Origin of the sequence: Rheinheimera sp. SA_1, from assembly GCF_001669775.1 — a bacterium.
GTDB lineage: Bacteria > Pseudomonadota > Gammaproteobacteria > Enterobacterales > Alteromonadaceae > Pararheinheimera.
In genome coordinates this window covers 36,602-51,019 of record NZ_LXWK01000022.1, presented here as the reverse complement: position 1 = coordinate 51,019, position 14,418 = coordinate 36,602, and the positions used below count along the sequence as shown (strand labels likewise).

The following is a 14,418-nucleotide window of genomic DNA, read 5'->3' as shown; positions in this document are numbered from 1 at the left end:
AAAATTAACAATATAACAATAAATATCAATCACTTAATCAAGGTTATAACTTTGGTTATAACTTTAAGTGACACTAAATCACAGCAAAATCGCAAGCCGGTTATCGAATGGCAGCCTGCCGCTGGTTAGTTTGCAGCAACACATTTTCGCAAACTAACCATCAATAAACCGGAGTCATCTTATGCCAAACAAATCATTTTCTTTAACGAAGCTCACTATGGTCATTGTCAGTGGAAGCCTGATGTTGGCTAGTGGCGGTTGCACCAACACAACGGCGTCTGCGGTCTCGCAACCTGCCACTACACAGCCCGCAGTCACTTCAGCCAGCCAGCAACAGCTGACACTGAGCCCCAATGATCAGCGCCAGTATCAGGCGGTGACTCTGAGCAATCAGCTACAGGTGGTCTTGATCTCTGACCCTACTGCAGAAAAATCATCGGCAGCATTAAGTGTTGATGTCGGCTGGTTAAATGATCCGAAACAGCAACAAGGTTTAGCTCACTTCTTAGAGCATATGCTGTTTATGGGTACCAAACGTTTCCCTGATCCAGATGGTTTTATGAAGTTTATGGACCAGCACGGTGGCACGCGCAATGCTTTTACCAACCAGTTGACGAACTATATGTTTGAAATCAACGACAGTCATTACGAAGCAGCACTGGACCGTTTTTCTGACTTCTTTAAAGCCCCATTATTACTAGCTGAATATGTCGATAAAGAGCGCAACGCCGTGAACTCAGAATGGTCCTTGAACCGCAACCAGGATGGTTGGGCACAGCGGCAATTGGCAGCACAGTTATTGGGCGATCATCCGGCGAATCAACTTTGGGTTGGTAATCTGAAAAGTCTGAATGATAAAGAAGGTAGTCAATTACACCAGGAACTGGTGGCATTTTATCAAAAGCATTACTCTGCCAACCGGATGAAACTGGTGCTCATCAGCGCAAAACCGCTGGAGCAAATGCAGTTGCTGGCACAGCGCTACTTTGCTGATATTGAAAATAAAAATCTGGCGAGCCCAAGACCGACCGCGCCGATAGATTTTAAGAATCATGGTCCGAAACGGCTGCACTACGTCCCGAATACCGAAGCACAAATGTTGCAGCTGGAATTTACGATAGATAACAATCTGGCCGATTTTGCGCAAAAACCAAATGAATTTGTCGCCCATTTACTGCGTTCAGAAATGCCCGGAACCCCGGCACAACAACTCAAAGCGATGGGCTTATTAGATGGGCTCTCGGTAAGTTACGATCCGAAGTTTTATGGCAACTACGGTACTTTGCAAATCAGTCTGGCGCTGACCGAAGCCGGTATGAAACAACGGCCGGCAATTACTGCAATTATGATGCAGTATCTGGCGTTGATCCGCAAAAACGGTGTGGATCCAAAGTACTTTGAAGAGATCCGGACTTCACTGCAAAACGAGTTCAACTTCCTGGAAAAAACCGATGGCTTTAGCTACGCGTCCGAGCTCAGTGCAGCGATGCAATATTATCCGCTGTCGTCGATCGTCAGTGCGCCTTATCAGTACAACAGCTTTGATCAAAAGGCGATCAGTGCTTTGCTGACACAACTGGTACCAGAGCGTTTAACGGTTTGGCACATCAGCAAGCAAGAGCAAGCAGAACATAGTCTGCAGCATTTTGATGGCCGCTATTCAATTGCCGAGATTAGCGACGAGGAAGTTCAAAGCTGGCAACAACCGAAAATTCCTCTGAGTTTACCGGCGCTAAACCGGTTTCAGCCGGACAGCTTTGCGGTGCATCACAGCAGCAACACTACGCCGGTCAAAGTACTGGATAATCCGGGCGTGACCGCTTGGCTGGCTGGCAGCAAGCATTTCTCCGACCAACCTCGTGGCCAGTTACTCATGCAGTGGCACCAGCCCGAAGCCAAGAAAACCGCCAAAGATGCGGTGATGTTCAACCTTTGGTTACTTAATTTTTTAATCAACAATCAAGCGATGTTGCAAGAAGCCAGTGCGGCCGGCATGACGTTAACACCTGAAGATGAGGAGTATGATTTTGTGCTCAAACTGTCAGGTTTTACCAACAAACAAGCAAAGTTAGCCGGTTATATTGGCAAGGCACTGTCAGCCAACATTACCGAGCTGCAATATAAGCAAAGCATGGATTTATTGCAGCGCGGCTTACGCTCATCAGAGCAACAAATGCAGGCGCGGCAGGCCTTTGAATTGTTAAAAACTACCCTGTCCAGTGGCAGCTTTGAACTTCCGGCATTGCTGGCCAGTGCCAAGCAAGTGAGCGTCACGGAGTTAAATGCCTATATTCAGCAAACTCTTAATGGCAGCCATTTACGGCTGCTGGCGCAGGGTAATTACACTGAAGCCGATGTGACTGCTTTTGCCAAAGCGCTGGCCGGAACTAAAAAAACCATGCGCCCATACCAGCCATTTAGCAAATGGCAGCCGAAACAGGGTCAACGTCTCACAGTACTTCGCAATAATCCGCAAAACGACACCACAGTGATGCGGACACAGTTGGTCCCAAATGCCAATTATGCCGGTAAAGCGGCGGCAAAAGTGCTGGCAAATCATTTGCATCAGGCGTTTTTTAATCAGCTACGTACCGAGGAACAATTGGGTTATGTGGTACAAGCGATGGCATTACCCTTGGATCAGCATGCAGGCCTTGGCTTGTTAATCCAAAGTCCGGTGTTGTCCGGTTTGCAGCTGCAACAACGGGTAGATTTGTTCCTGCAGCAGTATGGCAAGCAACTGGAACAACTTACCGAAGCCGATTTCGCCAGTTTAAAACAAGCCCAGTTGCTGGAATTACAGCGTGCGCCAGCCAATCTCGATGAAGAGTTTGATACTTTCGGCAACGACTGGTTAAGAAACCGGCTCGACTTTAACGGTAAACAGCAACTGCTGGCTGCAATCAAGGTACTGACGTTGGCAGATCTACAACAATTTTATCGCCAGGCGATGGCCGCTGAGCAAAGTGCGGCGCTGCAAATCGTGTTGCAAGGCAAGGCAAAACCACAAACCAAAGAAACTTTGCCCGGCTTTAACTTATTAGAGGATGTCACGACGCTCCGTTAGTCGTTTTAAACTTAACCAGCGGTACTTCAGGCCCTGAACTCTCAGGGCCTGTTATTTGCACTATACAATGCGTCTTTTCGACCCCAGGCTCCGTGGTCAGCTCTAACACTATCCTGAATATTTCGCTCTAGTCTAACGACTTGTTTTATCGCATTTTTAAGATATTGCCTGCTTTAGCCAAAACACCCATCACCGCCTTTCCTGCCAAATCAAATACAAACCACTGGCCATAATGACTGATGCACCCAGCAGCAGGCTGCTATCCGGCCATACTTGCCACAGCACAATATCAAAACCCAAACCCCAGACCAGGGCAGAATATTCGAAGGGCGCGATCACTGAAGGTGGTGCCAGCCGGAAGGCTTCGGTGATAAAGACCTGGCCGATAGCGCCGGTAATGCCGATGGCTAAAAAGTAAGGCCAATGAATGAGTTGCAGCGGTTGCCAGTCGGGCAGTGCTAATAACCCAGCGCCGATGCCGATCATCGTCATTAACCAGAACACCATATTGCCGCTGGGTTCGGTTTTGGCCAGAATGCGCACCGTGATGCCGGACACCGCGTAACAAAATGCCGATAATAAAGCGGCCAGTGCGCCGAGGCTCAACAACTGATCACCTTCCGGTTTGAGCATATACAGCACCGCTGCCATACCAACCAAAATGGCCACCCACTGCCGGGGCGCGACATAATCTTTGAGCCACCACACCGATAACATGGTGATCAGCAGCGGCGCAGCAAAGAAAATGGCATAAGCATCTGCCAGCGACAGGGTTTTCAGCGCATAGATAAAAGCGGATAACATCACGATGCCAAGCGCGGCACGAAACAGGTGCAACGACCAGCGTGCCTGCATCAAATGCTGCAGCCGATTACCGTGCCATAACCACACCACAATAAAAGGCCAGGCACAGGCGGCGCGTAAGCAGGTAATTTGCAACGGGCTATAGTGTTCCGTCAGTGCCTTCATGCTGGCATCCATCCCGGAAAACATAAAAACCGCCAGCAGCATGGCCAGGATGCCATAAAGCGGTTTGTCATTGCTGTGGTGCATCAACCGGGTCCTCTTACCGGGTCTTGTCACCAAGACCCTAAAAACAGAACAATATGCTACCACAGCCAGCTGGATCCTTCCGAAGGTTCCGCCCGCAGCCAGACGCAGCAACCGGCGCTTTGACCGGTAATTTGCCGGCTTAGTCCAGCAACAGCATCAGTTGCGACGTCGCCACAGCCAAAGCGCCAGCAAGCCAAGGCCCCAGAAGTTCAGACTACCACCTGAACCACCCGCGGACGGTGTGGTGGTGGTGACGGTGCCTTTTACCTGCAGGCTAGCGTTGGCGGTCGAGACACCGCCCCGACTGTCGGTAACCGTCAATTGAAAACCCAGCGTACTGCTTTGCGCAGGTGCCACAAAAGTTAGTTTATTGGTGGCTGCGTTTTGCAGAGTCACGGCATTGCCTGAGGTCTGTTGCCACTGATAACTTAAAGCATCACCATCGGCATCGGTGGCAGTAGCCTCGATGCTTGTGGTGGCACCGGCATTCACTTCCACTGGAAACACCAAAGTCCCAATCACCGGCAACTTATTCACTTCATTGTCTTTTATTTGCACCTTCAATTGTGATTTGTCTGGCGCAATAACACCGGAAATAACCTGCAACTGCAGCTGAAAGTCCTCGTTACCTTCCAGTAGTTGATCATCAGTAATTGCAACCACAATGGTTTTATCCGCAGCATCACCATCGGCCCACTGCAATTCGCCGCTTTGCGCCACAAAATCTGCACCAGCCTTGGCACTGCCATCTACCAGCTGATAACTGATTTGCATCGGCCCGGCATTGCCACCAAAACGACCTACCGCCACATTGGCTGTCGGCTGATTTTCGTCAACGCTCAGCAGTGGCGCGACAAACCCCACGGCCCCGCCGGCAGAGCCTGCAATGCCAATTCTCACCGTATGATACGAAGGGCTTCCCAGCGTTAAGCCGTTGCGCGGGTCAAACAATCGAACAAACAACATTTTGGGCGCAACATCTGCGGTTGGCGCGGTGATCTGAATTACTTTGTCGGCCACATCCGCAGCATCCCAGCTCAATTCACCACTAGCATAAGGGCCATCGCTGACCACGCCGAAACCATTTAACGTTTCATACCGTACCCGCACGGCGCCGCTGCCCGAAGGTCGCTGCACTGCCACCTGCACCGCTGCACCCACGGTAAACTGTGAGCTAGCCGTTTTAAAGGATACCTGACCGGCAGCGCTGTTTTTAGTCTGATCCCGCAGCACATATAAACCACTATTGATGTCGGCTGAAATAATCAGCCCGGATGGCAAATATGGATAAGTACCCCAGACACCATTAAAAGCGGCGCTGTCGGACGATGGGAAGGAGTCAAAAAAACCAGCTTCAGTCGGATTGGTTGGATCGGTAATATCTAAAATGGTGGTGCCACGTTGATAATTGGAGATGTAATAACGATTACCACGGGTATAACCGTTGTGATCGATGGCCGCTGTCGGGCCACTCCAGACTTTGGCCAATACCGGATTACGTAAATCGTCGACATTCAACACCCGCACCGTGGTATTTAAACCGGCATTGCGTTCGTCCAGTTCGTCATGCACAAACACAAACCGTTGATCTTCACTCCACCAACCGGAGTGCACATAGCTGGCATTCTGATAGGTGATATCGGACAAGGCTTTGGCACCACTTAACTGACTGATATCCCACAACCGCACCGACTGCTCATTAAAATCCATTAACACGGTACAGCGTGAATTCTGACAACTTTGATTGGCCCGCGCATCCCGCACCACCATTGATGCCGCGTCGTGGGTGTAATCGCTGCGCACCGCCTGACTATTAGGGAAATACGCTGCCAGTTTCTCCGGCGCTTTTAAGCCATAAGTTGTGAACGAACCACCGACGGCTTTCTGCCCGACAATATGCAACGTAGGCTCCAGCCCATCCAGTGCAGTGTTGGTGGTGTAATCGACATGACTGATATAGACATTGTGCGCCGACGTCACTGCGGTATCGGCGCTGACCAGCCGGATGCTCGTCGGCAACTGGCTTAGATCAACAATCTGCAGATTATCAGTCCCTTCGGAACTGATATAGGCATACGCCTTCCAGCGCGACAATGCAGCATCGTAGTACTGCAGCACTTTAATATCACGCCAGGAAGTGCTGCTGCCGGCAATAGTGCCGATTTCTTTCGGTGCAGCAGGATTTGCCAGACTGACTACAGCAGTACCGTTATACAAGCCAATAATGGCGTATTCAGTACCGGTGTTCAGATCAACATGGCCCCAGATATCACTGGCGGCAGCAGGTCTGGATGAAAAATCGTCCAGCGCCAGATGGCTAACTAAATCAATGTTTTTGCAGCTGAAAATTCCGGCTTTACCATTTACGCAGGCTGCTGCCGGCTGGCTTTGTTGCAGCTGCGCCTGGGTGGCCGCCAGTTGCTGGTAATCCCTTGGCACACTGGCAAAACCATCGTTCACCACTACAAATCCTTGTTGCTGCAGCTGTTCGACAAAAGGCTGTGGCACGCCGGTTAAAATAGTGGCGTTCAGCTGTGGCGCCTGGCTCTGGAAATGGTCAAACTTGTTATAGCCGCCAAGCACTGGCACTAAAGCGCTGGTTAAAAAGAATAAATCTTCACCATTATCAATGGCATACCGACCAGAAGCGACCAGCACTTTATCGCCTTTATTGGCTTGTTTTACCGCGTAAGCAATACTGCGACAAGCACGTACCGGGCTGTCACAGCGCCCCAGATCCTGACCTGTTGCCGCCACAAACCGGGCGCGATCATGCTCGGCATGCGCCCAAACGGCGGAACTAAAACCGACTAAACTCAGTGATAATAACAAGCCAGAGCCAAGAGACAGCGGTAACATTTTCATCGGCAGTTCCATCCATCCTGGTAAAAAATTTGGGGTTTGGCTGAGCACCTTGGTATTGTTAACAAACTTTCGCAAGATACGCCGCAAAAATGAAAAAATGTAAAATTTTAACTAAATTACCACTAATTTCACTGCTGGTGTCGCTACTGATACTGCTGAGCGCCTGCCAGCCAAAATCCAATTCGACATTGCAGGTACAGCTGCTGTGGCAAGGTCAGCCGATCAACTGCGAAAGTACCTTCATGCTGGGCGACCAACGCTGGCAGTTACAACAATTACAGTTTTATCTGTCGGCTTTTTCACAGCAACAACAACCTTTATTACTACAACCAAACGACTACCAAAGCACGGAACTGGCGTTGCTCGGTACCGACTGTCAGTCGGCGGGTCAATGGCAACTGCAATTTGCCACGCCGCTACACCATGCGCCTTTAGAGTTCGAACTTGGGGTGCCATTTTTATTAAATCATCAGAACCCCTTAACCGCCGGCATTCCGCTGCAACAACTGGACATGCACTGGGCCTGGCAAAGTGGTTATAAATTTTTCCGGCTCGACCTCAATGGTCCACAGCACGACTGGTCTTTGCATCTCGGTTCCAGCGGTTGCAGTTCGGCCAGTGTGATGCGCGCACCCAAAACGCCTTGTCTGGCACCCAATCGGGTTCGGGTACAACTGCCCTATCAAGGGCAGTCCACTTTAACTTTAGACTTAGCGCAGCTATTAGGTGATTTTATTCTAACGGCGGATAACAACTGTATGGCTGATCCGGCCAGCTTGAGTTGTCAGCAGTTACTGCCAGCGCTGGGTATCGGTGGCAGCAGCAGGGTATGGGCGCTGCAACCATGACCCAGCATTTGCGACTGTTGGCAGCACTGCAATTCACAGGACGGCGGATGAAGCGGTTCACAATAGTAGCCGTGGCCGCGCTGCTCACCAGCTGCTCTGAAGCGCCACCACCCCCCTACGTCTGGACGTTACCGCCTGATTTCCCCAAACCGACAGTACCGACTGACAACCCAATGTCAGAGGCCAAAGTACAACTCGGGCGTTTTTTATTTTACGACCAACAACTATCCGGTAACGGCCAGCAGAGTTGCGCCAGTTGCCATCAACAAGCGTTTGCCTTTAGTGAACCCAAAGGCGGCTCGGTCGGCAGCACCGGTGAAATCCACCGGCGTAATGCGCTGGCATTGGTGAATATTGCTTACAACAAAACCCTGACCTGGGCGCACGATGGCCTGACTGATATCGAACATCAGCTGCTTTTACCCATGTTTGGCGAACAGCCGATTGAACTTGGCATCACCGGTCATGAAGACAAAGTACTGCAGGCGCTTGCACGACAACCGTATCCGAAATTATTTAAAGCAGCTTTTGGTGATGAACAAGTTAATTTTCAACGAGTCACCCAGGCGCTAGCCAGTTTTGTCCGCAGCCTGCTTTCGTTGCAATCGCCGTTTGACCGTTACGCTTATCAGGGCGATGACAGTGCGCTGAGCCCGCAACAAATTAAAGGCATGGATTTATTCTTTTCCGAGCGATTGGAGTGCCATCACTGCCATGGTGGTTTTAATTTTACCCAATCAACCAGCCACGAAAAACAGCCGCTGGATCGGCGACCTTTTCACAATACCGGTTTGTATTTCAGCAAACGCCAGCAAGTCGCCGGTGAAGGTTACCCTGATAAAGACCGCGGCCTGGCCGAAGTGACGCTGAACCCAGCGGACGATGGCCGTTTTCGCGCGCCAACGTTACGAAATATCGCATTAAGTGCGCCTTATATGCACGACGGCAGCATTGCCACTTTGCCGGAAGTACTGCAATTTTATATGGATGGTGGCCGCCATCTCAGCACTGGCCCTTATCAGGGCGACGGTCGCCGTCATCCACAAAAAAGTGCTTTCGTAAAAGGCATCGACCTAACCCCGGAAGAACAAGCTGCATTACTGGCGTTTTTACACAGTCTGACCGATCCAACCTTTGTGCAAAATCCGGTTTTTGCTGATCCGTGGCGCTAAATTTGCTCTGACAAAAACGCTGAATATCCTGCCAAAGTCTGCGTTCATCGCAGTAACCCCATCCCAACAAATGAAAAGGTCATTACCGCCCCCGAAATCGCGCATTTTTGGGGTGAATGTTTTATGTTTATTTTTTAATCGCCGCAAAATGTAAAAAAAAGCAAGAACGTAACGCATTTTGGCAACTTCAACCTTGGACGCGGATCACTACAATGATTTTTGGGGAGTTGGCAGCCCGACTTCGATATGCAGGAAGCCGGACCGATCAGCACCATGACAATCAAGGTTCGGGCATCAATAAGAAGTGCAATGACCAACAGCACCAGCCAGAACGTTGATTTGGTGACATACAACAAGTCGAGAGGGATTGGATAGATGAAAAATAATAAAACATTTACCAGAACTGCGGTGGCAAGGGCGATATCCTTGTTACTTGGCGGTTCTGTCGTTATGCCGTTACACGCACAGGAACAGCAGGCTCCGGCCGCTAATACTGCAGAAATTGAAGTCATTCAGGTTCGTGGTGTGCGCGGCAGTATGCAGGAAGCAGCAGACATTAAACGTAATTCAATGGGTGTGGTGGACGCCATTTCTGCAGAAGATATTGGTAAGTTTCCAGACACCAACCTGGCAGAATCGCTGCAACGGATTTCCGGTGTCTCGATCAGCCGCACCAATGGTGAAGGCTCGGAAGTGACAGTCCGTGGTTTTGGTGGTGACAACAATATGGTCACCCTGAACGGTCGCACTATGCCCTCAGCGACTACCTACGGCGCTGGTTCTGGTGCAGACGGCACCACTCGTGGCGGTGGCGCCCGTGCTTTTGACTTTTCGAACCTGGCCTCAGAAAGTATTCGTGCTGTTGAAGTCTACAAAACAGGTAAAGCCAATATTGCCACCGGTGGTATTGGTGCAACACTGAACGTAAAAACCGCCAGACCACTGGATAGTTCAGAAAACGTCGCCAGTGTTGGCGTCAAAGCCGCTCACGACACGTCGAATCGTGCCGGTTCTAGCGTCACACCTGAAGTGTCAGGTATTTTCAGCCATGCGAATGACGATGGCAAATTTGGCGTCAGTGTTTCTGCCAGCCATCAACAGCGCGATTCAGGTTATACCGGCGCCACCGTCAACGACTGGCAAGTGGATTACTGGGATGATATCGCCGATGCCAACCGGTTGTGGAACAACACTGCGACTGTGGTCAACAACGCCCCATCGCAAGGCCAGTTGTACACCCGTCCAAATGATATTCGTTATGCGTTTTCCGATACAGAACGTAAACGCGACAATGCACAGTTGACCTTGCAGTTCAAACCGCAAGACAATTTCACCGCCACCGGCGACTACACCTATGCCGAAAACAATCTGGTTGAACACCGTGGTGAAATCACCAACTGGGTACAAACCGGTAGCAATACTAAAATCGTCGAGTTTGATAATAATGCAGTGAAAACCCCGTCTTACATTAAAGAAGTGTATGACGGTGCGGTCGATGAAGGTTTTGAACAGCAGTGGCGTGAACAAACCAACACCCTTAAATCTGTGGGTGTGAACTTTGAATATAAACTCAATGACGACTGGACATTGGCGCTGGATGCTCACGATTCCAACATGTTCAGCCGTGGTACCGGCCCGCGTAATTCCGGCGAGTTGGCAGTAGGTTTAGGTGCGCCTATTGTGACTTCACGTGAATGGTTCTACGGTGCTGACTTACCAACATACCTGAACGTCTATAACGACGCCGTGCCAGGCAAAGGTGCCAACGGTAATGGTATGGTCGATCCAGGCGATGTGGGTTCTTCGATTGCACGTATTCGTAACGCCAGTCAGGAAAGTGATATTCAGCAAATTAAATTTGATGCCAGCTATGCACTGGAAGAAGGTCGTTTTGATTTTGGTGTCGAAACCCGCAGTATGGAATCGCGTTCCATGCAGACAGCTGGTAACAACATCGCTCTGGGTAACTGGAACGTTGGTAACCCTGGTGAATTTGGTGATTTAATTCAGCCGTTTGATTTACATGGTGAATTTGACGATTTTTCACCAAAGGCCGGTGGTTATGGTTTTATTGCCGATCCAAGGGCATTGTATACGGCCGCGCTGGGTTTATATCCGAACATTCCGACCGAGTCTGAAAAATCTTTGTCATTTGACAATATCGTCAAAGAAGACACCATGGCAGCCTACTTCCAGGTGTCGCTCAGCGGTGAAGTTGGCAAAATGCCGTTTGATATCCTGACCGGCCTGCGCTACGAAGAAACGGAGTCTGAATCCAGTTCCTTGGTCAGCCGTAATTATTTCCGCTGGGAAGATAACAATGACATCGTGGCTTATGTTGATTCCACGGTGCCAGCACAGCCATTTTCGGCAAAAAACGATTACGACTATCTGCTACCAAGTTTGGATGTGACGTTACATATCACTGACGAACTCATCACCCGTTTCTCCTTCAGCAAAACCATTGCCCGCGCTGGCCTTGGTAGCCTCGGTGTTTCGGCGTCTAACTTCGGCGGTGGTGGTGGCTCGACCATGTTTGGCGCCCAACCAACGGCCAATGCTTCAAACCCTGCTTTATTACCACTGGAATCGTCGAACTACGACTTATCGCTGGAATGGTATTACGATCCGGCCAGTTATGTGTCAGGCGGTTTATTCCAGAAAGACGTGGTGAACTTTATCGGTAGCCGGCAGGTTGATCAGCCGTTACTCGGCATTCGTGATGTCACGGCCGGTCCTCGGGCACTGGCTGCGGCACAGGCCATTCGCAATGCGGGTCTGCCGCTGGATGATACTTATTTATACGCGATGATGGTATTTACCCAGTTCAAGAACCATCCGGATATGCTGGCGAAATATGGTGCCAATCCACAGTTTACCGGCACAACCGATCAAATCAACTTCCTGGCGAACAATCCGGGTTTTGATTTAGTCGCTAATCCGGATGATCCGGAAATGGTGTTCCGCACCAATACCCCGGATAACAACAGAGCGGCGAAAATCTACGGCGCGGAAATGGCGGTACAACATTTCTTCGGCGAAACCGGTTTTGGCGTACAAGCCAACTACACTATCGTCCGTGGCGACATCGGCTTTGATGTACTGGCTAATCCTGCTGAATCACAGTTTGCATTGATTGGTCTGAGCGATACCGCTAACTTAATTGGTATCTACGAAAAAGATGGCTGGACCGGCCGGGTGGCGTTGAACTGGCGTGACAAGTTCCTGGCCGAAGTGAACAAAGGTGGCTCAAACAACCCAAGGTTTGATGAGGCTTATTGGCAGCTGGACGTCAACTTGAGTTATGCCGTGAACCCGCAACTCACGGTGTTCGTGGAAGGCCTGAACCTGACCGGTGAAGACAGCCGCAGCCATGCCCGGAACGAAGCCATGATGTGGTATCTGACCGACTTAAGTGCCCGTTATCAGTTTGGCGTACGTTACGACTTTTAAGGGTGGTAGCCGCCGGTGATCCCGGCGGCTTTTTTAAAGGAAGTATCATGACCAAACACGTCTTGCTGAATAATATCGACCATCAACACACCAAAGTCATTCACCATTTTGGCGTTGATTATGGTGACAATATCGCCAGCGCGCTGGTATTTCCAACCGAATTTAATGAACTACAAAAAGAATACCCGATCCTTGCCCGTCGTGACGAAGCCTCGGGGCAGTTTCAAGCCATTGTACTAATGGGTTTTGCCGCTGATGAGAATTTGTATTTAGCTGCCGAACAGCCATCTGGTTGGGACGCCCGGTATATTCCGGCGACCATTGAAAAAGGCCCGTTTTTAATTGGTTTTTCGCGCAACTCTGGTCAAAGCGATGCCGCTGAAGATCCGGTGGTGCATATCGATTTGGACCATCCGAAAGTCATTTCGAAGCAAGCTTCAAAGCAAGAATCGAATCAAGGACAGCCACTGTTTTTACCCGAAGGCGGCAATAGCCCTTACCTGTTGCATATTTCAGCAAAATTGCAGGCCATCCATCAAGGGATAGCCTTGTCGTCGGTGATGTTTAGCGCATTTGAGCAGCTTGAGTTGCTGGAACCGGTCACCATCGAATTTAGTCTTCGAAATGGTGACAAACGCCGCTTGATTGGTAATTATTGTATCGACCAAAGTCGGCTCGCCGCGTTACGGGGCGCTGATTTGGAAAAGCTGCATCAATCCGGCTTTTTACAACTGGCGCATGCGATGGTCAGTTCAATGAGCAATATCCGTGATTTAATCGAGCGCAAAAACCGGCTGCTTGCGCTGAGTACTGATTTGTAGAATTTGCTTTGTAGCATGTGCTTCGTAGCATTTGCTTTGTAGCGCTATCAAGGACAACCCTATGTTGCAGTTGCCACGCCGCACCCGCGAAATCACCGTCGACCAACCCGGCATCGTGCCGGACGGTGCACTTGGTGGCGACGAACCGCTGATCCTCAAAGGTCTCATTCGCCATTGGCCGCTACTGCAGGCTGGTGAACAATCGGCTGAGGCTGCCGCCGATTATCTGCGCCAGCATTACAACGGTAAGCCAACCCAGGTCTATCGCGGCGCACCAGGGCTGAATGGTCGTTATTTTTATGACGATACCGCCACCCGGCTCAATTTCGACATCAGCATGGGCCAGGTGGATGAAGTGCTGACGCAACTTCTGGACTGGCAGTCGCTGGAACAACCACCTTCTGTCTATATCGCCTCGAACTTAATCCAAAGCCATTTCCCAACCTTACCAGATCATCAGTTGCTGCAACGGCCCACACCGCAACTTGATTACGTGACTGAGCCCGATCGCATCAGCATTTGGCTCGGCAATCGCTCACAAGCGGCCGCGCATTATGACGCTTCGGATAATCTGGCTTGTTGTGTGCGCGGCAACCGCCGTTTTAGTTTGTTTCCGCCAGAGCAAGTGGCGCATCTGTATCCCGGCCCATTTGAACCGACACCGGGCGGCCAGGTGATTAGCATGGTCGATTTTAGCGCACCGGATCTTGCGCGTTTTCCGGATTTCCCCAAAGCCGTTGCCGCCGGGCAAGTGGCAGAACTCGAACCCGGTGATGCGCTGTATTTACCCAGCATGTGGTGGCATCAGGTGGAGGCGCTGCGTTCCTTTAATATTCTGATTAATTACTGGTGGAGCCGCGCGCCGCGTTATACCGGCTCGGGCATGAATCTGCTGTATCACGCCTTGTTATGCCTGCGTGATAAGCCAGAACACGAACGGCTGGCCTGGCGGGCACTGCTGGATTATTACGTATTTGATGACCCGGCCAAAGCCGGCCAACACTTACCGGAAGCGGCCCGTGGTGTGCTGGGGGAACTTGACGAGATGCAGGCACGACAGCTACGGGCGATGTTATTAAATCGGTTAAATCGCTGAAAAAAGAACAAGTTAGCTATAAAAACAACAATAAAAATGACAA

8 protein-coding genes are annotated in these 14,418 nt (G+C 50.4%); 6 read left to right on the top strand and 2 right to left on the bottom strand.

Annotation, left to right across the window (positions count from 1 at the left end; translation table 11 throughout):
* Positions 1 to 181 precede the first annotated feature (181 nt).
* Positions 182 to 3,067 (top strand): insulinase family protein, encoded by a 2,886-nt coding sequence (locus A5320_RS21325; RefSeq protein WP_068069992.1) that lies wholly within the window; start codon positions 182 to 184, stop codon positions 3,065 to 3,067.
* A 189-nt stretch (positions 3,068 to 3,256) separates the two neighbouring features.
* On the opposite strand, the gene A5320_RS21320 is transcribed toward A5320_RS21325, so the two are convergent.
* Together A5320_RS21320 and A5320_RS21315 are read right to left on the bottom strand one after the other, a co-directional pair.
* Positions 3,257 to 4,120, bottom strand: coding sequence for a DMT family transporter (locus tag A5320_RS21320; protein ID WP_068069990.1), 864 nt, complete (start codon positions 4,118 to 4,120; stop codon positions 3,257 to 3,259).
* A gap of 156 nt (positions 4,121 to 4,276) precedes the next feature.
* Positions 4,277 to 6,985: a choice-of-anchor B family protein gene (locus A5320_RS21315; RefSeq protein ID WP_068070096.1), complete on the bottom strand. Its 2,709-nt coding sequence runs from the start codon at positions 6,983 to 6,985 to the stop codon at positions 4,277 to 4,279.
* Positions 6,986 to 7,074: 89 nt separating this feature from the next.
* On the opposite strand from A5320_RS21315, the gene A5320_RS21310 reads away from it, so the two are divergent.
* From A5320_RS21310 to A5320_RS21285, 5 genes are all read left to right on the top strand, one after another.
* Complete coding sequence (locus tag A5320_RS21310) at positions 7,075 to 7,833, top strand: MbnP family copper-binding protein (RefSeq protein ID WP_068069988.1); 759 nt, start codon at positions 7,075 to 7,077, stop codon at positions 7,831 to 7,833.
* 47 nt (positions 7,834 to 7,880) lie between these two features.
* Positions 7,881 to 9,005 carry an MbnH family di-heme enzyme gene (locus tag A5320_RS21305; RefSeq protein ID WP_068070094.1) on the top strand — a complete coding sequence of 375 codons (1,125 nt, stop codon included), beginning with the start codon at positions 7,881 to 7,883 and terminating at the stop codon, positions 9,003 to 9,005.
* Positions 9,006 to 9,380: 375 nt separating this feature from the next.
* Positions 9,381 to 12,458, top strand: a complete 3,078-nt coding sequence (locus A5320_RS21295) for a TonB-dependent receptor (RefSeq protein ID WP_068069984.1) — start codon at positions 9,381 to 9,383, stop codon at positions 12,456 to 12,458.
* Between the two features lie 47 nt (positions 12,459 to 12,505).
* A complete protein-coding gene (locus A5320_RS21290) occupies positions 12,506 to 13,279 on the top strand; it encodes a SapC family protein (protein WP_068069982.1) in 774 nt (257 codons plus the stop codon).
* A 61-nt stretch (positions 13,280 to 13,340) separates the two neighbouring features.
* The gene (locus A5320_RS21285) at positions 13,341 to 14,375 is read left to right on the top strand and encodes a cupin-like domain-containing protein (protein ID WP_068069980.1); all 1,035 of its coding nucleotides are present in this window, start codon (positions 13,341 to 13,343) and stop codon (positions 14,373 to 14,375) included.
* The last annotated feature ends 43 nt before the right edge of the window (positions 14,376 to 14,418 follow it).